We start from the raw sequence: 23,348 nt of genomic DNA on the forward strand, positions 1-23,348 counted from the left end.
ACGCGAAGAGGAATATAGAAGGAGTCAGGGGCTAGTGTCATCCCAATGCGAGCAGAGGGGGATTTTTGCATCATGCTCTCCCTCCTGATATTGATAATCATTCTCAAAATTTATTATACCAGGTGCTTCGATTGCTTGGCGAGGCGCTCTGAGCAAGTTGCTTTCCCCCATTGGATCAACCATGCCATGCATGTGGGGTAGATCAGTCGGACTCCCTCCCATACGGTGAGCCTTGCGAATATCTGCAATTTGTGATAAAAGGTCTATAATACACAAAACCAGTCGCAAGTAGCAGCAAGACTGCGGTAAAGGAGCGATCGAACGATGGAATGGAAAGAGATTACGACAGCAGACGAGTGGGCAGAGCTGTTGGAACAATCGGCGGAGCGCGGGGTTGTCGTGCTGAAGCACAGCACCACCTGTCCCGTAAGCTCGAATGCGCTGAACGAGTACGAGCAGTATTTGCAGGGCAATCCGAACAGCGATATCGATTATGTTCTCGTCAAGGTGATCGAGTCCCGCCCCGTCTCCAATCAGATTGCCGAGGATCTCGATGTGAAGCATGAGTCGCCGCAAATCATTTATGTCAAAGACAAGCAAAAATACTGGACGGCCTCCCATTGGGCGGTCACGACCGAGCATATGGCGGCGGTATTGGATTAGAGCGGCCATGAAAAAATGGAGCCCGTTCCGGATGACCGGGGCGGGCTTCTTGTCTATCATGGGTGAACACGAACCGTACTGCAGCCTAGTATTTTTTCTCGAATAGAACTTCTCCATTGTCGGAGACGGCTGTAACCAAAACGGGATAACCTTCCATACCTATTGCGATTTCTGTATAGATGTCTCCATTAGGATAGCTAATATAGATTGTATTGACACGATGATCATTGATGCTTCCCGTTACGATATGAATTCTTTTTTTATGTTGTCAGATATCGTTTCGCTAACGATATTATATATACTAATCGGGTCATTGTTCGTTAGCTTCGTTCCATCCATAAAGCCAAGCTCATAGTTATCATCGGGCATTTTTTCAGCATACATAACAGCATGCCAGTTCACACTGTCTTTTTCAAAAGAAAGGTCACGAAGCAGGATTTTTCCAAGACATTCACATCTACGACGCGAAGACGTTCTACATTACTTCCATATTTCGTATTTGTGGATGTTGTCAAAAGCTCTTCTAAGCTATCCTCTAGTACATGTATGATCTTATCTTCCGTTTCTTTTTCCCTGTTATCAGTACAGCCCGCAATCATACTCACAAGAAAAGCGAAAAGAACAATGATGATTTTAATTTTTTCATCCTACCTCACCTTTGCTTTACTATTTAACCCATTTCTTACGTCGTGGCAGTTTTTTACTATTTATATGTATGAGAACCAGCCGAAAAAAACCTTGCTCCTAAAGAAATCTGGGGGAGTCGCCGATAATATTCAAGGAAGGGAAATTGTGGAGGATCATTCCATCCTAGTATAGCACTCGTATAGAGAGAAAGAGGGTAACAGAGAAACGATGAAATGGCAGTGGCACAAGATTGCAATGGCAGTAGTCATCGGGTCCATGCTGGTCGCCGGATGCGGCAACGGTAGCGGGTCACAGAACAGCTCGGACAGCAAGCAGGAAGGAGCCGATAGTACGGCAGCTCAGCAGACCGCGGAGAAGTCTAAGCCTAAGGGGACCCCATTCACCAGCCTCGACGGCACGATGCAGCTGACCTTGCCGAGCTCCTGGAGACAGAATGATGAGCTCAACAATATGGCGCAGTTCGCTGCGTACCATAGGAGCAATAACAGGTTCGCCCTCGTGAGCAGGACGCTGAAGGCCGATCTGGAGGAAGGGGCAACGGTAGACGATATTGTCGAGCGAACCATCAGCAATGCTGACGCGATCACGTTGGATGACCTGGAAGTCATTGAAACCCGGGATATCTTCGTCGGCTCTGACGCAGCCAAGCAGCTGGAATTCCGCGGCATCAACAAAAACGGCACCAAGGTGAAGGTCCATTACCTCGTTACGACAATGGACAAGGGGGCTCATTTCTACCAAATCATATTTTGGACAACGGAAGCCAAGTTCGACAAATACAAGGAAGAATTCGAACAGGCCACGCAGACATTCAAAGTGCTGAAAGCAAGCGATTCGGAAGCGGCGGCCAAAGCTCCGGCTAAGCCGAAAGTGATCAAGAGCGCCGACAGCCGGATGGAGCTGACACTTACGGCCAATTGGATGGAATATCCGTTGAACGAAGATGCCGAGATATCCGCCTTCTATCCTGCGGGCAATGAATTTGTCATCGTCATCCCGGACGATCGCGAGGAGATGGGAGATATCCAGACCCTCGAAGACTTCTATGATCTGCTGAATGAGTATAACTATAGCGAGTTCGCGCCAGGGGGACCTGCAGAAGAACCGAAGAGCGTGACAATCAACGGCTTGCCTGCCTTGCAGTTCGAGATCCAGGGCGTCTCGGAGGACAAAGAAAAAATCGCGATGCTCATTACGCTGATTGAATCGCCGCAGCAGTTCACACAGGTGATCTTCTGGACAACCCAGTCGAAAATCGAGGAGAAGCGCGAGAGCTTCATCGAGGCCGCGGCTTCCTATAAGGAGCACGCCCAGTAATCCATACATGATGACAGTTACGAACATCAAGGCCGGGAGTCCCGCGGGGAGAGACCTGGCCTTCTTGCTACTGACGCCTCGGTGGAGATTTCAGAGAGACAGAAAGAAGGGTAAAAGGGAAACGATGAGTAGACAATGGTATAAGGCCGCAGCGGCGGTCATAATCGCGGCCGTGCTGGCGGCCGGATGCGGCGGCGGTTCGCAGAACGAGGCGGAGACATCTGCACCAAAGGGCACAACATTCACCAGCCTCGATGGCAACATGCAGTTGACCTTGCCGGACAGCTGGAGGCAGGATGAGGAGTCCAGTCAAAGGGCGCGGTTCTCCGCTCACCACGAGAGCAAGGACAGGTTCGTCATCGTAAAGAGGACGGCGAAGGCCGATCTGAAAGACGGGACAACCGTGGATGATATCGTTAATCGGACCATCAACATCTCCGATACGATTACAATGGATGATATGGAAATGCTCGAGATCCGGGATATCACCGTCGGCTCTGACGCAGCCAAGCAGATCGAATTCCGCGGCATTGACAAAAATGCTACGAAGGAAAAACTCCGTTTCCTTGTTACGACATTGGAGAAGGGGGATTATTTCTACCAACTCCTATTCTGTGCGAAGGAAGACAAGTTCGACAGATATAAAGATGAATTCGAGAAAGGCATTCAGTCGTTCAAGGCTATCTCACCAAGCGCCGCTGAGGCAGAAGCCAGCGATCCGGAAAAACCGAGCGTGTTCCAGAGCGCCGATAAGCGGATGGAGCTGACGCTTACGTCCAACTGGATGGTATATCCGATGAATCCGGAAGCTGAGATCTCCGCTTACTATCCTGCGGAGAAGGAATTCGTCATCGTCATCCCGGACGCACGCGAGGAGATGGGGGAGATAGAGACGCTCGAAGATTACTATGACCTGGTGTACGAGCTTAACTTTAGCGAGTTCATGCCGGAAGGGCCAGCAGAAGAGCCAAGAAAGGTGGAAATTAACGGCCTGTCAGCCCTGCAGTTCGAGATTCAGGGCGTTACGGAGGATAAAGAAAAAATCGCGATTCTGATTACGCTGATTGAATCTCCGCAGCAATTCACGCAAGTGATCTTCTGGACAACCCAATCGAAAATCGAGGAGAAGCGCGAGAGCTTCATCGAGGCCACGGCTTCCTATAAGGAGCACGCCCCATAATTCATACATGATGACAGTTACGAACATTAAGGCCGGGAGTCCCGCGAGGAAATCCCCGGCCGGCTCAAATGATTCTACTCCGGAAGCTGTTTGTCTTGCTGTCCCCCCCAATTCGATAGAACGAACCAATTACAAATCGTCGAGGCTATTGAGAATTAAAAGCAGTTCAGAAGTCGTCATAAGGCCGATTGCCGCAAAATAGGGGAAGGCTGTCCCCACTTCAATGATTGATGTGGTGAATCCCAATGCCACCATCGCTATTTTACTTTTGGACCGGGGTCTGGGCAATTCCGATTTTTCACTCTTGGGAACGTCAGCTAGCGATAAACAAAACTCCCCCAATAATGAGCATGACCCAACTTTCTATACGATTTTGGAAAATGGCGGAGAACGCCTCTAAAATTACACCATGTCCCAATTTGAGCGCTACGCCAACTAAAAAGTATAATCCGGCGACGGTCAATAAATAAATCATTCATCGGGAACTCAGTCGTTCTTTCTCAGTTCACAGCAAATAGACCCGTTACCCCCAGCGCAGCGCTTTTCCAGCATGCGCCTTATATCTCCAGCCTCATTTTATCCTGATTGGACAACTGAATAAGCTTTTGACTCGATGAAGCACTGGCCGGTTGGCACCATTGATTTTCCCCTTCTTCTCGTAATGCAAGTTTCTTCGAACCCCTCCAATCCCGCCCTAGTGGGCCCCGAGAACACCTTTCACCAGCAGATTATAATTGGGGGTAAACGCTACGGAAAACAAATTTTTCAAAATCGCGAATGTATGGAGCTCTCTCCCTTCGAGCCGGACAACTATGATACACTAGCAATAACAAAACGAGGCTATAGTAAGGAGAACAAGAGGATGAAGCTGATATCGTGGAATGTCAACGGCCTGCGGGCCTGCGTCAATAAAGGATTTATTGATTATTTCAAGGCAAGCGATGCCGATATTTTTTGCGTGCAGGAGACGAAGCTGCAGGATGGACAGATCTGCCTGGAGCTGGGCGATAAGTACCGGCAATATTGGAATTATGCGGAGAAAAAAGGGTACTCCGGCACCGCCGTTTTTACGCGAATCGAACCGATCTCGGTACGCTATGGCATGGAGGAGGACAGCGAACCGGAGGGGCGGATCATTACGCTGGAATTTGAATCTTTTTACCTCGTTACGGTATATACGCCCAACGCGAAGCGGGATTTGTCCCGCCTGGAATACCGGCTCGAGTGGGAGGAGCGATTCCGCCGTTATTTGCAGGAGCTGGATGCCCGGAAGCCGGTTATCGTGTGCGGCGATTTGAACGTGGCTCATCAGGAGATCGATCTGAAAAATGCGAAGTCGAACCATGGCAACTCCGGCTTCACGCCGGAAGAGCGGGACAAGATGACCCGGCTGCTGGATGCCGGCTTTACCGACACGTTCCGGCATCGCTATCCGGACCGGACGGACGCTTATACCTGGTGGTCGTTCATGCCGAAGGTGCGGGAACGGAATATCGGCTGGCGGATTGACTATTTTCTTGTCTCTGCCCGCTTGAAGGACTATATCAAGGACGCGGAGATTGATGCAGCCATTACCGGCAGCGACCACTGCCCCGTCATCCTGGAGATGGAGGATATCCCGGCGGAGGCAACGGAGTGAACCTATATTACAGATGTGCCGCAGCTTGAAGCTGCGGTTTTTTCATGCTGATGTGATTGCGATGCTATCGATGCCCTGCGGAGCGTGTCGAGCAGCCGTATTCGGTATGCGGATCACGGGACTCGCATCGTCTGCGACTCGATAGTCCTGCAATTTTATAGCAATTTCTCGCTCCGGATGGCGAATGCGACAGAATTCCTGCACAGCGGCAGCATTTATCCGGTAATCTTACGAAATGGGCAGAAATGGCCCGAAATTGATGTAAAGTTGCAGGTTTCTTTTCTTCGTTAAGGGGATGACGGTAAAAAACTGCGATTTTGCAGGCTGTTGGAAAACCCCTGTTTTTTGTGAAGGGGTGGAGATGGTCCATTTTCCTCATCCAAACTTTGGCTCTTAGAGCGTTTTAAATCAATTTTTTTCTACCGGGAGAAGAGATCTATATTACAGGTGAAAAGTCCCATAGACTACTCAATGGCCTGATTTTACGGGATCCAACCGACCGCGTCGGATGCTGGGGGCATCATCGCCTTCAGGAAGCATTATCAGCCTGCTGGAAGCATTATCCGGCCTGCTGGAAGCATCGCTGCCTCCTGGGGCTTGGACGTGCGGAGGACATTGCTGCTATTTTACAGGAATTTCGGCTTAATGAGTCCCCATCCCGAGGAATTGCTGCAAATCTGCATCATTTTAGGCCCTTTTGCTTCAAACCGAAGCGAAACGGGGGAAATTCCTGTAATTTTGCAGGATTCCCTTTCTGGAATAGTCGTCCATATCGAATTGCTGTATTTCTGCAGGATTTCGCTTACCGAATCGGCGTGTCTGGAGAAATCGTGGAGTTTGCGGATTTCGCCTGCCGGATGGGCGTGTCTAGGGAAATGGTGCAGTTTTCAGGATGGTGGAAATATCCATTTTCCTACTTAAAACTTCTTTCTCAACAGCCTGGATTTTGCAGGATTTTTCGATAGGTGATCGCGAAGGGCGCTCTCCCGGCGTCAGCTTCCGGGAAGAGGCGGGAATCAGTCTGTTCGAGAACGGATGTGGCCGTATTCGCATGTGGTCCCGGGCCACATTCGTCACAAGCATGCAGACATAGCCGAAAAAGGCAGCTTTACCCGCACATACGAACTCCATATGAGCCCAGGATATCCGCACGGAGTATCAAGAAATCGGCATCGAAATCCGGCATAATGACAATAGAAGAACAAACAGAGGGTAGAGGATGAGATGAACGACTATCGAAGAATTCAAGCGGCGATCGAGTATATTGAAGAGCATCTCCAGGAAGAGCTGCGCATTGCGGATATCGCCGCCCAAGCATGGTATTCGCCGTTTCACTTCCAGCGCATGTTCCGGGCTATCTCCGGCTTCACGGTTCAGGAGTATATCCGCAAGCGGAGGTTGTCGGAAGCGGCCCGGGCGCTGGGAAGCACCGGCCAGAGCATACTGGACATTGCACTGGCCTATCAGTACAAGTCACAGGAGGCATTTACCCGTGCGTTCGAGAACTGCTTCGGCATCTCGCCGGGCAAGTACCGTAAGGCGGATCAGGCCTGTCCGGGCCAGAAAAAAATAAATTTCATTGACGGTCCGTCCATCCGAAAGGGGAATGATGCTATGATGAGACCGACCATTGCAGACTTGCAAGCCAAGGAGATTGTAGGGTATGCTTACCGGACTAGCTTGAATGATGATCGGCACTATGTGGAGATTCCGGGCTTCTACCGGGAGTTCGGAGAATGTCAGCGTTATGCGCGCATCCCCAGCCCGGCGGCACCCAACATGGCGTACGGCGTGTCCTGCGAGTTCGAGGACAACGGCGAGTTTACGTTCGTAGTCGGGGAGGAGGTCCACCCCGGCGTCGAAGCCGGCCAATTGGAACCCGGTTATGTTCATATGCAGCTTCCGGCAGGGACCTATGCGGAGTTCAAGGCATACGGACCGGCGAATACGGTGCAGGAGATTCGGGATTATATTTACGGCACCTGGCTTCCCCAGTCGAACTATGACCGCAGGGAGGGACCCGATTTCGAGGTGACGGACGTGATGAACTCTTCTTATCCGGACGAGATGAGAATCAAGATCTATATCCCGATATGCGGCGGGGAGGGGCGGAAGTAACCGGCATATGAATTTAGCGGCGGAGCAGGAGCTCCGCCGCTGAACGTATCGGGACCGCGCCGCCGGAGGCGGCGCTTCTTATTTGAGAGATGACAAGTCACACCTCATGCATAAATCCTACCAATGCTTACGGGTATGGGGAAATCGGCCAGACGAAGCAGATGGATGGTTAACGTGGACCGGCGCTTGAACGGGGGGAGTGCTCAATCAGGCTTTGTCGGTTACGGCAGCGCCGTTATCTTCCGACGGAGCCGCGGGAGCCTCTTCTTGCTTCTCTTCTTTTCTTCTCCAGCCCATAATGACCGGTCCTAGCAGAAGAATTCCGAACTTGACGGCCTGAAAGACGGTTCCGGCTGCGGACGGCTCATCGTCGACGATGGTGTTGCCGCTTTTGGTCGTGAATTCGCCAATCGACAGGCTGACGGTGTATCCGACAATGCCTTTGTAGCCAGTTGCCTCGAGCAAGTATTCATCCATGATTTCATGGACCGCATCCTTAACTCCCGGATCGTTGCTCGAGATCAAGCCCGCACTTACCAGTTCGGTCTTAATATCATTTTTCATCAGCTCCATGCCGGTGAACAGATTGGCGGCAATGGCTGCGATGCTCAACAGAACGCCAAACAAGATGGCCGTGCTTTTTTTCTTGGATACCCATATCATCAACAGATACAGACATCCGGCAACGATCAGCGGATAAATCGGGATAATATCGGACCAATTTTGAGTTACCCATGCATAGGCGCCACCGACCGCGATGCTCGCGACCAGGGCGATAATGATTTTGACAGCGTTCACTTCTCATGACCCCATTTCTTCTTTTTCTTTTTAGAGAGCGCCCGTAGCCCGTACCCAAGCTTCGCATATATCGGCATGACGCCTTTGATTTCCCAACCTTTTTGCATGGAGATGGACCGACAGGAGGATAAAATTGTCACACCCACATCGTTTATCGGCAGAAGCAACCTGACTTATTACAGCAATCGCTGTAAGTATGATCCTTTTTTTAAAATTTGGAAGTCATCCTCATCCGGGCGGCTCTATCGGAAGTACCTGTATTTCCTTGAACTGGACCTAAGTCGGGTTTCGTTTACTTCGTCGGACCGGAGATGGATGCGGCCCGGCCGTGCTATACTGAAGCAGATCAATCAAGCGGGATCGCGTGTCCATCTGAAAAACTGGCGCTTATAAATAGGCGCTTATAGGAGAAGAGATATGAGAAAAGTTATCGGGGTATTGTTAATCATTGCCGGGATCATCGGAGTCGTGTTCATGTTCAACCCCGCTGTGGCGGATAAATCTGGCGAATGGCTCTCACAGGCGGGCGACAGTCTGCTCAACACGGCGACCAAGGAGATACATATCGAGAAGTCGGTTGCTGCGGCCGGGATAAAAAATGTCGCTGTCGAGACCGGAAGCGTGGATGTGCAGCTGGTGCCAGGAAGCGGGGACGATATTGTCGCCCGCGTGCATGGCCGGGTCAGCAACAATGATGCGGAGAGCATTGACCTGAAGGCGACCTCGCAAGGGGATAAGCTTCAATTAAGCGTTCAGCTGCCTGACGGCGTGAATTTCGGCGTTCATATTTTCGATGTCAAGCTGACGGTCGAGCTACCGGAACAGCAGTGGAACGCGCTTCAGGTTGCGGCGGGAAGCGCCAATGTGGAGGCGGAGAACCTCAATAGCGCCTTAATGGAGGTCACCTCGGGAAGCGGCAATATCCGCCTCAACGGGATCGAAGCACGGACTGCCGCCATGCAGGCCGGATCGGGAGATATTGCGACGGGGAACATCCATGCCGAATCGTTCACGGTTCAGACGAAGAGCGGAAATATTCGCGTCCAAGATATCGAATCGGTTGAGATGGAAGCCATTGCTCTCTCCGGCAACCTTCAAGTGGAGCGATATGAGTCCAGCATGTTGAACTTCCGTACGGGCAGCGGAAATGCGAGATTATCGGACGGGCATGCCAAGCTGAACGGGGAATCGGGCTCCGGCAACATTACGATTGAAACGGATGAGCTGCGGTACGATGCGGAACTGAAGGCGTCGAGCGGCAATGTAACAGTCAACCTGTCCCAGGAGCCGGCAGACTTGGCGGTCGACTTCAGCGGAGGCTCGGGCAGCGCCCGCATCCGTTGGGACGGCATGCGTTACGAGGAACAGAACAAGGATGACCACACGGTACGCGGAGCATTCGGCAATGGCGGAACGATGCTGAAGGTCCGGACCCGTTCCGGGGAGTTCACGTTGGGCAAATAACGAATTTCTAGCAGACCTGAACAAACTTTTAGCCTCCTTTCAGTTTCGTTTCAGGTTGGATGAACATACTAATACCAACTTCGGCATAAGGAGGTGGATACTCATGAAGCGGACACCAGCCGTGGCAGCCTGGACGACTCTCATGCTTCTGCTGCTCGCCTCCCCGGTCGCGGCAGAAGCGGGCAGCGCCAATGAAGCGGCCCCGTGGCAGCCTTCCGGACAGGTCGTATCGGATACCGCGCAGCCGAAGAATGCGGCGGATAAAGGCAGTTCCGTTCAAGCGGACGATACGGACAAGGAATTGGAGCAGATTAAGACGCAGATGCAAGAATTGCGGCAGCAGATGAAATCGCTGCACGAGAAAAAAATACAGCTGCTTGCGAAGAAGCATGGCATTGCGACGGAAGGGAAGACCAGCAAGCAGATTCGACAAGAGTTGAGGGAAAAGCTGGGCAAAGAAGGAAGACTGTTCCACGAGAAACATCGCAATATGGAACGTCATGGCGAATAATTGCCGGTCTTGCTAAAGATAGATGAGGCAGGAGAGTAAACCAAAGAGCTCTGTTCGGCCCGAGCAGGCTGCCTTGCTGGAGGAGGCAGTCTGCTCTCTTTATGAAGGGGAAGCTGAACCCTCGCTCTTCCGGTTGTAAAAATGAGTTCCAATTGCGGCATAACGGGGTAATAAGAAATAGTTCTTTTCTGCTGGCAAAGGACCAGAACGAATCCGATTCGGCAAGCATATGATTTATAGTCCAGACTCATTGAGAGGGAAATGTAAAAACCCGATAAGCAGCGAATTTTCGCTTCCCATCGGGTTAGGTAACATTATAAATAGGAGTGCGGTCTTACTCTTCCGTAGCGTAGGCGGTGTATTCCTTCTCGCTCATGACGCGGCGGGCACCAACATAACGCTTTTCATAGTAATCCATGCTCAGTTCATCAATACGCGTGCCTTTGTTCGTCGAAGCATGGGCGAACTTGCCGTCTCCGACATAGATGCCGACATGCGATACGCCATTGCCGCCGCTAGTATCAAAAAACACCAGGTCGCCAGGGCGAAGATCGCTTTTGCTAACCTTCTCGCCAACTTCGAATTGGGAAGAAGACGAGCGTGGCAGATCAATGTTGAATTTGTCGAATACGTACTTCGTGAAGCCAGAACAGTCGAAGCCACTCGTTGTCGTTCCGCCATACATGTAAGAAATACCTAGCAAATCGTCAATCGTCGAATCCATCTTCGTGGCTGCAAATGCGCTGCTTGCGCTGAAAGAGAACAGGAGGCCAAGCCCCAATGCAGCAGTTACCAGCTTCTTCTTCAAATGATAAAGCCCCTTCCTTGCCTGCGAGGTTAGCTGGAGGGTTCGGTTGAAGGTCCCCTATGATCTCTGAAGGAAGCGAATGAGATCAATTCACCCAAAAAACTGGTTCCCCCGCTTTCCGGACATCCGGAAATTCGGCATTCTTTGTCTAAGATTTAGGTTCAATGATATGTAACAAAAATGCAAGAGATATTGCCGCTTTCATGACAAAGTTGTAATAAATCTACGACTTATTGTAACAGACCTTTTTTGCTTTGACAAATACTTTTTGTCCATAAAAACCAAAAAAACTCGCCCGGATCGCCACGGTGTGACGAAATGGACAAGTTTTTTGGAAGTCTGGGCAGGGTTTAACCTCGATCGGACAGGAATAGTCTCTTCTCTCGCTTTATTTCTCTTCCGTTCCCGATTGCTGCCATACCGAATAACGGGAGGATAATCCCCATAGCTGGAGCAGCGTGCGGACGGCAGGGAACGCCTGCTGCAGAATCAGCGCCGTCAGCCCTGTCCAGAACATGGCCGCCGCGGTGAACAGAAGACCGGACAGCAGGGCCATGCCGGCGAATATGGCGGACAAGCCCAGCAGCGGAGCGATGCGACGAATTCCTTGAACGAGGGCATGCAGGATGGAGATCTCCGAGGCGGCCCCGAACTGCATTGACAGGAACAACTGGCGGACAACCCACGCGCCGAGAAGCCACAAGGCGGCGTAAGGCACGATCCCGGTCATCACGGCCGCCAGCGTCGGACGGTCCGCGAACTGACGCATGGCATGCGGGATGAACCAGTAGGCAGGAAGCGCGATAAGCAAGGTCTCAATCCAGTAGAGGAGCAGCATCGGCTTCCAGATCGATTTGATTCCTTCAAAAAAAGCGAGTCCCGACCCGGATTGCCGTGCCATGGAATAGAATACGCCGGCCCGGATGAAGGGCGTCAGCAGCAGACGGATGAAGATAAAGGCGGCCAACGTCCATAGAAAGGGCATGTAGTCGTTCGTCTTCATCAGATGGAACTGGCTCTCTGCCAGGAACAGCCGTGCCGTCATCTCGGTCGGCGCGGGGTCGGGATAACGCTGCAGGACGGGGAGCACCGCGCCGTCAACGAAGCGATAGACGAAGAAGCCCCATAGTAATTGATATAAGAAGAGAATGACTGCGATATAGATATGCTCCTTCACCCAGGATAGACCATGGCTTATATAGGCTTTCATTCGATTCACCACCCCACTGCGCTCGAGATCATTTCAAGCAATTTGACGATGGACAGATTGACGCGGGTGCGGACAGGCTCCTCCACATGCGCCTTCATATAATTATTGATGTGCTGATTCTCTACAACGATCGTATAGAGCGGGTCAATCATGACCCAGTCCAGCGGCGCCGTATGGCTGATCCGGTACTGCATCCGTTCGCCGTCTCCGTTCCAGACTTTACGGGTGGTCTTGCCGTCTGCGAAGTGAAAAACAATCGGCACGCTCGGATAATCGGCGCCCTTCTTCACGATGTGAACCGTGGCCTCGTAGCGGGGGTGCCCCCCGCTGTCTATGACGCGGGTATCGATCCCCTCGACAGCGAAGTCCGCCATCTGGTTCCCGTAAATATATTGATTGAAAAAGTCGGTCCACTTCCGCTTGGTAACCTCCTCGACGACACGTTGGAAGTCTCCCGTCGTCGGATGCTTGAAGCGGTACTTCTGGGTATACGTCCGCATGATGCGGCGCATCGTCTTTTCGCCGACCTGCTTCTCGATGGCGAGGAGGACCAGCTTGGAACGCATGTACACATTTTCGGCATAATGTCTATGGCTCTTGTATTCCCACGCCGCCAGCTTGAGCGGAGCCGGGTCCGTCATATAGCTCCCTTCCACGGCCAGATTCGGCGTAACCCCGAATTCATGCTCCATCAGCTTGTCTTCGGCATAGGATGTGAAGCCCTCGTCCAGCCACGCTTCCTCGAATTCATTGGAGGCGAGCAGCCCGTAGAAATATTGGTGGCCGATCTCATGAACGACAGTTCGTTCCAGATTATAGCCAGGACTGTCGTCTTCCGCTCCGAAGGCAGTCACAAGCGTGGGATATTCCATGCCGCCTGCGCCGTTGGCCTCCTTGGGCGGCACGACAATAGACAGGGTCGAATAAGGATATGAGCCGTACCATTCACTGAAGTTGGAGAGCGCGGCCTTCGCCGCATACAAATATCGTTCCTTCAAATTCTCATGCTTCGGATCGAGATAGAGCTTGATGCGCACCCCCGGCACATTCGGCGAGGAGAACGGCTCCTCTGCATAGATGAAATTCGGTGACGCGGCCCACGCGAAGTCATGGACATCATCTGCATAGAACTGATACGTCTTGCGGCCGTTCCCCAGCACCGGCGTCTTCGTAGGGAAGCCCGTCGCCGCGACGGTATACGTGTCGGGAACCTGAATTTTGACGCTGTAAATGCCGTAATTGGCGTAAAACTCCGAGTTGCCGTGATATTGGTGCAGATTCCAGCCTTCTTCCGAGCGGCCCCTTACCCCGGTCTTCTCATACGCTGCCAGCTTGGGAAACCATTGCCCGGCCATGACGAAATCCTCCGCGTAGCCCATGCGGGCGAATACTTTGGGCAGCTTTACTTCGAATTTCATGGAGAGCGTAATTCTTTCGTAGCTCTTGACCGGCTGAGGAAGCCGAATTTTCATAAGCGTCTTGTCCTTTGCATTGCCGTCATCGGGTTGGACATATTCAATCCGGTTCATCAAGGACATGCCATCGGTCGTCTCCAGCTCCGTCAGGCTTATTCCGCCGTATCCGTCGGCCGGCATGGCGTCTTCCCGCAGCCTGCCCCCCGACTCCCGCATGAAGGTCGTATCCGGGGACTCGAATGCATTCGGATACAGATGGAAGTAGAGCTCGTTCACCGTTTTTCTGCCCGGGTTGAGCCAAGTTACGGTCTGGGCGCCCTGGAGCAGATGAGCGGACTCGTCCAATCTGACATTGATATGATATTCAACGATACGTTCACTGAGCACTTCTGCCGCCGGAGACTCGATGTTCTGTGGAGTAACGGGCTCCATAGCGATGTTCTTCGGCATGCCCGTACCGAGGGAAGGGACCGACTCAGATGGCCAGAAGCGGACATACAAGACGGAGCTTATGATGAGAAGTGCGGCGATCCAGAGAAGTGGGCGATAATTTTTGCGTCGGGTCATACGATTCTTACCTCCCGTTGACAAGCATCTATGGCATGTATATGTTGGCTTTTTGCGGAATATTAGCTAAAATGAAAATGATTTTGAAACCCGGCCTCTCCGCAGTCAGGAGCATCGGGTGAGGAAGGAGTGTGCGGAATGGAATCTTCCGATAAGAAGATGAAGAAGCCCCTCGCGCTTAATGTCGTGAGCGGCACTAAGCATAAAGGATTCGGCGCCGGCAGCATCGATTTGAACAACGTCTCTCCGGTCATCATTGACGAAGGCCGGGCATACATCGATATGGGGGCCATGCATGCGAAGAGCAAGGTGGAACGGGGGATCAAGTTCTCCCCGAACCGCGAGGACGTGCCGAACGGCCGCCGCTGCTGGATCGTGTGGGTGGCAGTCGATCGGACGGCGGAAGGAACCTCCTATGGCGGAGTCGCCGCCTGCGAGATGCTCATCGATTCCGAGGCAAGACGCGGCTGGAAGATTCTCGCCGACCATGTGAACAATATGGATTACGCGATGAAGCGCCGCATCCTCGTGGACGGACTCGACGCCGAAGAGAAGGCGGCGCTGCGCGAGCTGCTGATGACGCATAATGCGGAATGGTGGGAGCGTTCATCGGAGGAATTGAAGTCGAAGCTGGCATAGACGAGAAGAAGACCTGTATCCCTGCTTGAGGGAACAGGTCTTTTTGCATGCCGCCGCGAAGCGAAGCGTTATCCCGCTTGCTGCAGCACACTGCAGATCCTGCCGCACTACAGCATTTTTCCCTTGTATCGGTCCTTGGGCACAGATTCCTGCAATTATTCAGGCGGTTGGAAAACCCCTGTTGTTAGGATGGAGTGGAAATGTCTATTTACACCATCAGAACTGGGCACACAGAATTTTTTTACTGAGAAACGAGCTCCACGATAAAAAAATGAAGTGGTGTGGAGGGAATTGCTGCTATTTTACAGTAATTTCGGCTCAATGAATCCACATCCCGAGGAATTGCTGCAAATCTGCATCATTTTAGGCCCTTTTGCTTCAAACCGGAGCGAAACGGGTGAAATTCCTGCCATTTTGCAGGATTCCCTTTCTGGTAAAATCATCCATTTCGAATTGCTGTATTTACGCAGGATTTCGCTTACCGAATAGGGTATCTGGAGAAATCGTGCAGTTTTCCGGATTTCGCCTACCGGATAGACGTGTCTAGGGAAAGGGTGCAGTTCAGTACATGTTTTTGGCTTGTTCCATTGCACTTTGAGCCGCAGCATAAGCTGCCTGTATAAAACCGCAGGGCTCAACGGCCAGGCCCGGGCGATCTGGCAAGGAGCAACTATCCCTTTGCCTCAATTCGGCATGTTTTTCCATCCGGTGGACAGGGCCGATGGGAAGGCATGCATGCAGAGGCGGAGAACTTAAAATTTGATTGACAATGATTGTAAGGCCCATGTATGATTACAAACAATCATCCAATCATCCTATGTTTATATACTGAGGGGGACTAAAGTGGAGCTTCGTCCGGTAAAGAGACAAACGCTAGTCGAGCAGGTCATCGAACAGATCGAGCATCTGATTCAATCCGATTCGTGGCCGTTGGGGAGCCGCATTCCCCCTGAACCCGAGCTGATGCAAGTTTTCAAAGTAAGCCGCAACAGCATTCGGGAAGCGGTGAAGTCGCTGATTCATGTCGGGGTGCTGGAGGCGCGGCAGGGCGACGGAACGTATGTCTGCTCCAAGAGCAGCTTGAATGCGATCCTGCATCATCAATTAATGAAGGCGGATATAAGGGAGGCGGCCGAGGTCCGCTTCTGTCTGGAACGGGAGATTGCGCGGCTGGCTGCGGAGCGGCGCACGGATGCGGATCTGGAAGCGATGCGCCGCTGGCTCGGCCTGATGAGCGAATCGTTCCGCATCGGGGATGATGACGCCTATGTCCGCCATGACTACCAGTTTCACCTGTCCTTGGCGGCGGCGACGCATAACCAGCTGCTGGTTAACCTGTACAGCAGCATTGCGGATGCGGTGCGTCAATCGGTGGATCTGTTCCTCCAGCGCAGCCCGCAGCGGGAGGAGATGGCCTGCTTCCACGAGGAGCTGGTCGACGCGATCGAGCGGCAGGACGGGAATGCGGCGCAGCGGATCGTACGCCAATTGCTGGAGCTCAACTTCGAAGTTGTCGAATGAAGGGCTGACCGGGGGATAAATGCCTATTCGGCTTACACATCACGTACACATGGAGAGAAGACAGATAGAAGACAGATAGAAGCAGATAAATGCAGAGATAAAAAAGAGGGAGAGATGCATATTGAGACCCGCACTGCAGGCAGAACAACCGGTTCCGTCAAATAAAACATTAGTGACGCTCTTAGTAGGGATTTTACTGGTAGGCGCGAACATGCGCGCGGCCATTGCTTCGGTGGGACCCCTCATCGGCTTCATTCGCGATGATACCGGCTTGTCGAACGGGGCCGTCGGCTGGCTTACGACGATACCGCTTATCGGCTTCGCCGTCCTGTCCCCATTCGCGCCGGCGCTGGCGCGCCGCTACGGGATCGAACGCACGCTGGTCGCGACGCTGGCGCTCATGACGATCGGGATCGGGCTTCGCGCCTTCGATTCGATTCCGCTGCTGTTCGTCGGCACCGCCGGCGTCGGCATCGGAATCGCCGTATGCAACGTCCTGCTGCCGAGCATCGTGAAGCAGAACTTCATCAACCGGGTCGGCTTCATGACGGGCCTGTACAGCATGACGATGAGCATCTTCGCCTCGATCGCATCGGGCATCAGCGTCCCGCTGTCTCAAGGCGCGGGCTGGGGATGGCGGAACACGCTCCTGATGTGGGCGGCGCTGTCGCTGCTCGGCCTCGTAGTCTGGCTGCCGATGGCCCGAGCCGCCAAGGCGCGGAGCGGAGGCAGGGCGAAGCGAACGGCCGCCGGCAAGGCCGCGAATGTATGGAAGTCCGGGCTAGCCTGGCAGGTTACGCTCTATATGGGCTTTCAGTCCTTCAATTATTATGTGTCCGTCGCCTGGCTGCCGGAGATTCTGCTCAGTCACGGCTGGTCTCCCGTCAATGCCGGCTGGATGCTCTCGGTCATGCAGCTGACCGGCATTCCGTTCAACTTCCTGGTTCCGGCGATCGCGGAACGGCTGAAGGACCAACGGCTCGTGGCCGCGGCCGGCGCGCTTATCGGCATGGCCGGGTACGCCGGCCTGCTGATCGATAACCCCGCTATCGCGACCGTGTCGGTCATCTTGATGGGGATCGGGCAGAGCATCTGCATCAGCCTGGCGCTGACCTTCATCGCGCTTCGCGCCAAAAATGCGGCGCAAGCGGCGGCGCTGTCCGGCATGGCGCAATCGATGGGCTATGCGTTGGCGGCGCTCGGCCCGATATGCCTCGGGGCGCTGCATGATGTGACAGCGGCCTGGACATGGCCGATCGTCACCTTGCTCGCGACATCCTCCATCATGGTCGTCGCCGGGCTGGGAGCGGGGCGGAACCGGCATATCGGCTAAGCAGCAGCCGGGTTCCGGGCTTAACCCGCTACAACATCTATACATCAACTTCCGGACCGGACCGCTTACGCAACTCCCAGAGGGAGCGGCGCAAGCGGTCCGGCTTTTTTGTCGAATATTTTGGCTAAGCGCCTGATCTTCTCATGCACGATGCCTTATCCGGTCCACCAGCGCTTGAAGTGCTGCCACCACGAGCGCTTCTCCGGCTGCTTCTCGATCGGCTTCTCCGGCCCCGGTTCCGGCTTCGCCGCTCCATGCAGGCCGCACCATTCTGTCGGTTCGGTTCCCTTGACGAACGTCTCCAGCCGCTTGCCTGGACAATCCTCTCCGGCCAGCTGCCCGGAATCCGGATCAATATAGAGGCTGACCACATCATTCGGCACCGTGAAAATTTTGGGCGGCACGCTGTGCAGCGCCTTCTCCATGAACTCGGCGAAGATCGGAGCGGCCTTGTGCGATTCGGTCAGCGAGATGTTCTTGCCCCGGTCGTAGCCCACCCACACGGCGGTCGACAGCTCGGGGGTGTAGCCGACGATCCAGGCGTCGGCATCGGTCGTGCCCGTCTTCCCGGCTACGGGCCGCTTGATGACCGGCGAGACGCGGTTGCCGGTCCCGCCCGCCTCGAAGACGCTCTCCATCAGACTGGTGAGCACATAAGCATCCGCCGGGTTCACGACCTGCTCTTCCTCCACCGGCGGCGCTTCATATAAGACTCGCCCCGTCTGATCCGTAACCTTCAGGATCGCGCGCGGGATGACCCGCTTGCCCTCATTGCTGAAGACGCCGTAAGCGGCGGCCATGTCGAACGGACTGACCGGATAGGTGCCGAGCGCCAAGGACGGGAGCGGCTTCATCGCGCCGTCGATGCCGAGCCGCCGGGCCAGCGAGATGACCTTGTCCGGGCCGATCTGCATCAGCGTATGCACCGCATAGATGTTGTCGGAGGCGGCAATCGCCTGGCGGAGATCGATGTCGCCATGATATTTGCCGCCATAGTTGCTTGGCCGGTACACCTGCCGCCCCTCATCATAAGGGAAAGCCGTCGGCTCGCTCACGAAGTGGGTCGCCGCCGTGATCGCCTTCTCCTCCAGGGCGGCCAGATATACAATCGGCTTGAAGGCCGAGCCCGGCTGGCGCGTGTCGGCGAAGACGCGGTTGTACTGATTGAGGCGGTAGTTTTTGCCGCCGACCATCGCCTTGATATACCCGTTGCGCGGATCGATGGCGATAAGGGCGGCTTGCAGCTCTCCTTCCGCCGGAATCCGGTTCGCCACCGCTTCCTCGGCGGCCTGCTGCGCCCGGGCGTCAAGCGTTGTATAGACGATCAGGCCGCCTCCGTCGACCGCGACTTCCGGGATGCCCAGATCGGTCAGCTCCCGCCGCACATAATCGCGGAAATAGGGGGCCACGAGCGTATCCGGGCGTTCCGTCTGCGGCCGGAAGGTCAGCAGCTCGTGGAAGGCTTGGTCGGCCTCCTCCTGCGAGATATATCCGGTCTCAACCATGCCGTTCAGCACGGTTTTTTGCCGATCCTTCGCATTTTTCATCTGCAGGAAGGGGGAATAATAGACAGGTCCGCGCGGAATGCCTGCCAGCATGGCGCTCTCGGCCAAGGTCAGATCGCGGGCCGGTTTGTCGAAATAGAGCTGAGCCGCCGCTTCAATCCCATAGGCGCCGTGCCCGTAATAGATTTGATTGAGATACATCTCGAGAATCTCGTCCTTGGTGTACTTCATCTCCAGCTGGAGAGCGTACAGCGCTTCCTTCACCTTCCGCTTCCATGTCCGTTCATGGCTCAAATACAGATTGCGCGCCAGCTGTTGGGTCAACGTACTGGCTCCTTGCCGGGTCGACATGTTCTCCAGATTGACCAGCACGGCCCGTGCCACGCCTTTGACGTCGATCCCGGGATGATGATAGAACTGCCGATCCTCCGTAGCCAGCGTCGCGTGCACCAGATCCTCGGCGATATTTTTCAAGGGGACATACACCTGCTGCTTCTGGCCCGGAGACAGCGTCGTCAGCAGCTGGCCTTGGCCGTCCAAAATCCGGGAGGCCTGCTCCGTCGCGGTGACAGGCAGATCGCTGACATAGAGGTAACCGAGCACGGAGGCAGCCACGCCGAGCCCCATGACGAAGGCGGCGCCGGACCCGATCAGCATCAAGCGGAGCCGCTTGCGCTTCTTGGTTGATGCACGGCGTCGATCCATGATGATTCCTCCTTATCCCGATTTCCCGTTCGTTCGACATTCATAACGTTATTTCTCATTATGGAAAAGAATAGAATGGCTTATTCCTGGCAAGCTAAAAAATCGGCTGCTTCGCTATGCGGAAGCGGGCCTCATTCCGTACCCGGGGACGGGGCATACAGGGGCGGCAGGAGGAGAACCCGAACCCTGATTGGCGCCGCGACAGGATTCCCATCCGGCCGTTTTTTTTATTTTGCTAAGACGGGGTGACTCGCGTATAATACAAATGGTCTATTTATACACTAAGCAGCTTGGTGCGATATGTAGATGAAGTGTTACGAATGTACACATGGGAACCATTACGAGCATTTCAGCAGGGACCAACGATACCATTACCGATAAGAAAGAAGGTTGATTCCTATGGAATTGTGGTTTACAGAGAAGCAGACGGAGAGCTTTGGCATTACGGCGAAGATCCGCGAGACCTATGTGAATGAACAGACGCCGTTTCAGCATTTGACCATGCTGGAGACCGAAGAATTCGGACGAATGCTCGTATTGGACGGCATGGTTATGACTACGGTGAAGGATGAATTCGTCTATCATGAGATGGTGGCGCACCCGGCACTCGTAACGCATCCGAATCCGAGGAAAGTGCTTGTCGTCGGCGGAGGAGACGGCGGAGTGATGCGCGAGATTATGAAGCATCCTTCGGTCGAAAAGGCCGTTCTCGTCGACATCGACGGCAAAGTCATCGAATATTCGAAAAAATATCTTCCGGAAATCGCCTGCGAGCTCGACAACCCGCGGGTTGAAGTGCAGGTGAATGACGGATATATGCATATATTGAACAGCAAGAACGAGTACGACGTCATTATGGTCGACTCGACCGAGCCGGTTGGCCCGGCAGCTCCATTATTCGAGCGCGGCTTCTACCAAGGCATCTACGATGCGCTGAAGGAAGACGGCCTGTTCGTCGCGCAGACGGACAATCCTTGGTTCAAGGCAGATCTGATTCAGAAGGTGAACCGCGACGTGAAGGAGATCTTCCCGATTGTCCGCGTCTACGCCGCGAACATTCCGACCTATCCGAGCGGCATGTGGACGTTCACGATGGGCAGCAAGAAGCATGATCCGCTGAAGGTGGAGGAAGCGGGCATTCCGGAGATGGCGACGAAGTACTACTCGCCGCGTCTGCATCACGCCGCCTTCGTATTGCCGAAATTCGTCGAGGATCTCTGCAAGTAAGCCATTTGGCAGGCTGCAGCCAGGAGGAGCATACCTATGAAATTGGATCAAAAATATTCGGGGAACGTGTTCATCTACAGTTCGGAAGACTATGAGAGCGCCAAGGCGGTCATTTACGGCATGCCGATGGATTATACGGTATCGTTCCGTCCGGGCTCGCGGTTCGGCCCGGCCCGGATCCGCGAGGCTTCGATCGGGCTGGAGGAGTACAGTCCTTATCTCGATAAGAGCATTGAGGAGCTGAATTATTTCGATGCCGGGGATCTGCTGCTGCCGTTCGGCAACGCGGGGAAGAGCCTGGACATCATCGGAGAATTCGTAAGCAAGCTGCTTGCCGACGGCAAGTTCCCGGTCGGCTTGGGCGGCGAGCATCTCGTCTCCTGGCCGGTTATCCAGGAAGTGCACAAGAAGTATCCGGATCTGGCGATCATCCATATCGATGCGCATGCCGACCTGCGCGATCAGTATGAAGGCGAGCCGCTGTCGCACTCGACGCCGATCCGCAAGGCGGCGGAATTGATGGGCGGCAAGAACATCTATCAATTCGGCATCCGCTCCGGCTCCCGCGAGGAGTGGGCGTATGCCCGCGAGAACATCAACTTCCACCCGTTCGATGTGGCTGCGCCGCTGAAGAGTGTGCTGCCCGAGCTGGCAGGACGTCCGGTCTACGTCACGATCGATATCGATGTGCTCGATCCGAGCTGCGCGCCGGGCACCGGCACGGCCGAAGCCGGCGGAATCACATCCAAGGAGCTGCTCGAAGCGGTGCACCTCATCGCCCGTTCCGAGGCGAATGTCGTCGGCTGCGATCTCGTGGAAGTCGCGCCGATCTATGACCCGACCGAGCAGACGCCGATTACGGCCAGCAAGATTATCCGCGAGATGCTGCTTGGCTTCGTGAAGTAGCACCGGTCGCCTCACGCTAATCCCCCTCCATCATCTCTGCCGCCGTGGCGCGGAGAGGCGAACGGAGGGGGATTTTTGCTAAGGGCCGGTCCTGTATACCTTGTTGCCTGCTGGTATTGATTGAAGGAGGTTCTACATTTCCAAGGGCACCTATGATATCTTGGACCAAAACGATGCAGGAGCAGGTGAAGGGGCATTTACGATGAGGTCTCACAGGAATGACGCTTGCTTGAGTACGAGAAAATATAAGAGCAAGTAAGACCGCCCTCCAGGGGCAGCCACTCTTACTTGCTCCCACTCCCTTTATCGCGACACGATCTCGATGAACTGCTGCGCCGCTTGGGACAAATGATGATCCTTCAGCCAGATTAAAGCCGAAGCGCCGCGAATCTCGGGAAGAGGGAACGCCTGGATGTTCTCCTCCGCCCAGCGGCCTTGCACGGTCAGCGGCACGATGCTCATGCAGAAGCCGGTGGAGACGAGCTCCATCAATAGCGAAATATCGGAGCATTCCCCGAGGATATGAGCCTCGAGGCGGGACTGGCGGAACGCGTCCATAATGACCTGATAGACGCCGAGCCCTTCCGTGCTGGGCAGCAGAAGCGGAGCGGCAGCTATATCCCGCAGCGACGCTTCCCGATGCGGGGGCTCGAAGGAGCGTCCGGCCAGGAAATAGAAGGGCTCGGCGGGGAAGGGGTGAACGCAGAACTCCGTCAGATCGAGTGGAAGCCGGATCAGGGCGAGTTCAATATCCCGTTCCTTCACCAGCTTGCACAGCTGGCGCGAGTCGTTCTGGTGAATCTTGTATCTCATCTCGGGACGGGACGACCGGAAGGCCCGAAGCCAGTCCGGCAGGCGGCGATCGGACAGCGTGTTGACGCCGATTTTGAGCGTCCCTTGCGTGCCGCCTCCGATATCCCGCACGATCTGTTCCGTTTCCTCCAATTGCTTGAGCAGCATTGCCGCGTGCCGATAGAGGGCTTGGCCCGCCTCGGTCAGCTCCAGCCCTTTGCGGCCGCGGGTGATCAATTGCACCCCCAGCTCCCGCTCCAGCGCCTTCAGCTGCTGGCTGAGCGGCGGCTGGGCGATGTGAAGCCGCCGGGCCGCCGCCGTAATCGTCCGTTCCTCCGCGATAGCGATGAAATAGCGAAGCTGCCTTACATCCATATCGGCT

Annotated in this window: 18 protein-coding genes, 1 pseudogene and 1 riboswitch; of the genes and pseudogenes, 12 read left to right on the forward strand and 7 right to left on the reverse strand. The window is 54.3% G+C overall.

All coding sequences use genetic code 11. The features are described from left to right. The first annotated feature begins 324 nt into the window (after nt 1-324). From ytxJ to L6439_RS28605, 3 genes are all read left to right on the forward strand, one after another. The gene (gene ytxJ, locus L6439_RS28595; protein ID WP_143797846.1) at nt 325-663 is read left to right on the forward strand and encodes a bacillithiol system redox-active protein YtxJ; all 339 of its coding nucleotides are present in this window, start codon (nt 325-327) and stop codon (nt 661-663) included. Between the two features lie 855 nt (nt 664-1,518). Beyond that, nucleotides 1,519-2,628, forward strand: coding sequence for a PsbP-related protein (locus L6439_RS28600; RefSeq protein ID WP_213471426.1), 1,110 nt, complete (start codon nt 1,519-1,521; stop codon nt 2,626-2,628). Between the two features lie 124 nt (nt 2,629-2,752). Continuing rightward, nucleotides 2,753-3,808 carry a PsbP-related protein gene (locus tag L6439_RS28605; protein WP_213471427.1) on the forward strand — a complete coding sequence of 352 codons (1,056 nt, stop codon included), beginning with the start codon at nt 2,753-2,755 and terminating at the stop codon, nt 3,806-3,808. 162 nt (nt 3,809-3,970) lie between these two features. Here L6439_RS28605 and L6439_RS28610 read toward each other — a convergent pair. Next, nucleotides 3,971-4,313: pseudogene (locus L6439_RS28610) on the reverse strand (GAP family protein); the annotation flags it as partial. Between the two features lie 357 nt (nt 4,314-4,670). Between L6439_RS28610 and L6439_RS28615 the strand changes: the two are divergent. Together L6439_RS28615 and L6439_RS28620 are read left to right on the forward strand one after the other, a co-directional pair. Next, nucleotides 4,671-5,447, forward strand: coding sequence for an exodeoxyribonuclease III (locus L6439_RS28615; protein ID WP_168179876.1), 777 nt, complete (start codon nt 4,671-4,673; stop codon nt 5,445-5,447). 1,224 nt (nt 5,448-6,671) lie between these two features. Beyond that, nucleotides 6,672-7,565 carry an effector binding domain-containing protein gene (locus L6439_RS28620; protein WP_213471428.1) on the forward strand — a complete coding sequence of 298 codons (894 nt, stop codon included), beginning with the start codon at nt 6,672-6,674 and terminating at the stop codon, nt 7,563-7,565. A 207-nt stretch (nt 7,566-7,772) separates the two neighbouring features. On the opposite strand, the gene L6439_RS28625 is transcribed toward L6439_RS28620, so the two are convergent. Continuing rightward, complete coding sequence (locus L6439_RS28625) at nt 7,773-8,363, reverse strand: hypothetical protein (protein WP_213471429.1); 591 nt, start codon at nt 8,361-8,363, stop codon at nt 7,773-7,775. 417 nt (nt 8,364-8,780) lie between these two features. Between L6439_RS28625 and L6439_RS28630 the strand changes: the two genes are divergently transcribed. After that, entirely contained in the window at nt 8,781-9,827 is a 1,047-nt protein-coding gene (locus tag L6439_RS28630; RefSeq protein ID WP_213471430.1) for a DUF4097 family beta strand repeat-containing protein, read from the forward strand. 103 nt (nt 9,828-9,930) lie between these two features. After that, on the forward strand, nt 9,931-10,338 hold the full coding sequence (locus L6439_RS28635; protein WP_213471431.1) for a serine protease: 408 nt from the start codon (nt 9,931-9,933) through the stop codon (nt 10,336-10,338). Between the two features lie 334 nt (nt 10,339-10,672). On the opposite strand, the gene L6439_RS28640 is transcribed toward L6439_RS28635, so the two are convergent. The 3 genes from L6439_RS28640 to L6439_RS28650 form a co-directional block, all read right to left on the reverse strand. After that, nucleotides 10,673-11,146, reverse strand: a complete 474-nt coding sequence (locus L6439_RS28640) for a C40 family peptidase (RefSeq protein WP_168181671.1) — start codon at nt 11,144-11,146, stop codon at nt 10,673-10,675. Between the two features lie 3 nt (nt 11,147-11,149). Continuing rightward, nucleotides 11,150-11,296, reverse strand: a riboswitch (cyclic di-AMP (ydaO/yuaA leader). A gap of 238 nt (nt 11,297-11,534) precedes the next feature. Further along, nucleotides 11,535-12,356: a carbamoyl transferase gene (locus L6439_RS28645; protein ID WP_168181670.1), complete on the reverse strand. Its 822-nt coding sequence runs from the start codon at nt 12,354-12,356 to the stop codon at nt 11,535-11,537. Nucleotides 12,357-12,361: 5 nt separating this feature from the next. Then, a complete protein-coding gene (locus L6439_RS28650; protein WP_168181669.1) occupies nt 12,362-14,338 on the reverse strand; it encodes a M1 family metallopeptidase in 1,977 nt (658 codons plus the stop codon). A gap of 138 nt (nt 14,339-14,476) precedes the next feature. On the opposite strand from L6439_RS28650, the gene L6439_RS28655 reads away from it, so the two are divergent. From L6439_RS28655 to L6439_RS28665, 3 genes are all read left to right on the forward strand, one after another. Beyond that, the gene (locus L6439_RS28655) at nt 14,477-14,977 is read left to right on the forward strand and encodes a YwhD family protein (protein WP_168181668.1); all 501 of its coding nucleotides are present in this window, start codon (nt 14,477-14,479) and stop codon (nt 14,975-14,977) included. 843 nt (nt 14,978-15,820) lie between these two features. Further along, nucleotides 15,821-16,498 carry a FadR/GntR family transcriptional regulator gene (locus L6439_RS28660; RefSeq protein WP_213471432.1) on the forward strand — a complete coding sequence of 226 codons (678 nt, stop codon included), beginning with the start codon at nt 15,821-15,823 and terminating at the stop codon, nt 16,496-16,498. Nucleotides 16,499-16,619: 121 nt separating this feature from the next. Then, nucleotides 16,620-17,831, forward strand: coding sequence for a CynX/NimT family MFS transporter (locus L6439_RS28665; RefSeq protein WP_237096680.1), 1,212 nt, complete (start codon nt 16,620-16,622; stop codon nt 17,829-17,831). 155 nt (nt 17,832-17,986) lie between these two features. On the opposite strand, the gene L6439_RS28670 is transcribed toward L6439_RS28665, so the two are convergent. Continuing rightward, nucleotides 17,987-20,041 carry a transglycosylase domain-containing protein gene (locus L6439_RS28670; RefSeq protein ID WP_168181664.1) on the reverse strand — a complete coding sequence of 685 codons (2,055 nt, stop codon included), beginning with the start codon at nt 20,039-20,041 and terminating at the stop codon, nt 17,987-17,989. A gap of 399 nt (nt 20,042-20,440) precedes the next feature. Here L6439_RS28670 and speE point away from each other — a divergent pair, with 399 nt between their 5' ends. After that, entirely contained in the window at nt 20,441-21,268 is an 828-nt protein-coding gene (gene speE / locus L6439_RS28675; protein ID WP_168181663.1) for a polyamine aminopropyltransferase, read from the forward strand. 36 nt (nt 21,269-21,304) lie between these two features. After that, complete coding sequence (speB, locus tag L6439_RS28680) at nt 21,305-22,174, forward strand: agmatinase (protein ID WP_168181662.1); 870 nt, start codon at nt 21,305-21,307, stop codon at nt 22,172-22,174. A gap of 303 nt (nt 22,175-22,477) precedes the next feature. Here speB and L6439_RS28685 read toward each other — a convergent pair whose 3' ends face one another. After that, entirely contained in the window at nt 22,478-23,341 is an 864-nt protein-coding gene (locus L6439_RS28685) for a LysR family transcriptional regulator (protein ID WP_168181661.1), read from the reverse strand. Between the last annotated feature and the right edge of the window lie 7 nt (nt 23,342-23,348).

This window comes from Paenibacillus dendritiformis (assembly GCF_021654795.1).
Lineage (GTDB): Bacteria > Bacillota > Bacilli > Paenibacillales > Paenibacillaceae > Paenibacillus_B.

Coding starts and splice junctions, on each gene's coding strand:
- L6439_RS28620 (WP_213471428.1), top strand. CDS start 6,672: ATGAACGACTATCGAAGAATTCAAGCGGCGATCGAGTATATTGAAGAG.
- L6439_RS28650 (WP_168181669.1), bottom strand. CDS start 14,338: ATGACCCGACGCAAAAATTATCGCCCACTTCTCTGGATCGCCGCACTT.
- L6439_RS28600 (WP_213471426.1), top strand. CDS start 1,519: ATGAAATGGCAGTGGCACAAGATTGCAATGGCAGTAGTCATCGGGTCC.
- L6439_RS28615 (WP_168179876.1), top strand. CDS start 4,671: ATGAAGCTGATATCGTGGAATGTCAACGGCCTGCGGGCCTGCGTCAAT.
- L6439_RS28635 (WP_213471431.1), top strand. CDS start 9,931: ATGAAGCGGACACCAGCCGTGGCAGCCTGGACGACTCTCATGCTTCTG.
- L6439_RS28645 (WP_168181670.1), bottom strand. CDS start 12,356: ATGAAAGCCTATATAAGCCATGGTCTATCCTGGGTGAAGGAGCATATC.
- L6439_RS28655 (WP_168181668.1), top strand. CDS start 14,477: ATGGAATCTTCCGATAAGAAGATGAAGAAGCCCCTCGCGCTTAATGTC.
- speB (WP_168181662.1), top strand. CDS start 21,305: ATGAAATTGGATCAAAAATATTCGGGGAACGTGTTCATCTACAGTTCG.
- L6439_RS28670 (WP_168181664.1), bottom strand. CDS start 20,041: ATGGATCGACGCCGTGCATCAACCAAGAAGCGCAAGCGGCTCCGCTTG.
- L6439_RS28685 (WP_168181661.1), bottom strand. CDS start 23,341: ATGGATGTAAGGCAGCTTCGCTATTTCATCGCTATCGCGGAGGAACGG.
- speE (WP_168181663.1), top strand. CDS start 20,441: ATGGAATTGTGGTTTACAGAGAAGCAGACGGAGAGCTTTGGCATTACG.
- L6439_RS28605 (WP_213471427.1), top strand. CDS start 2,753: ATGAGTAGACAATGGTATAAGGCCGCAGCGGCGGTCATAATCGCGGCC.
- L6439_RS28630 (WP_213471430.1), top strand. CDS start 8,781: ATGAGAAAAGTTATCGGGGTATTGTTAATCATTGCCGGGATCATCGGA.
- ytxJ (WP_143797846.1), top strand. CDS start 325: ATGGAATGGAAAGAGATTACGACAGCAGACGAGTGGGCAGAGCTGTTG.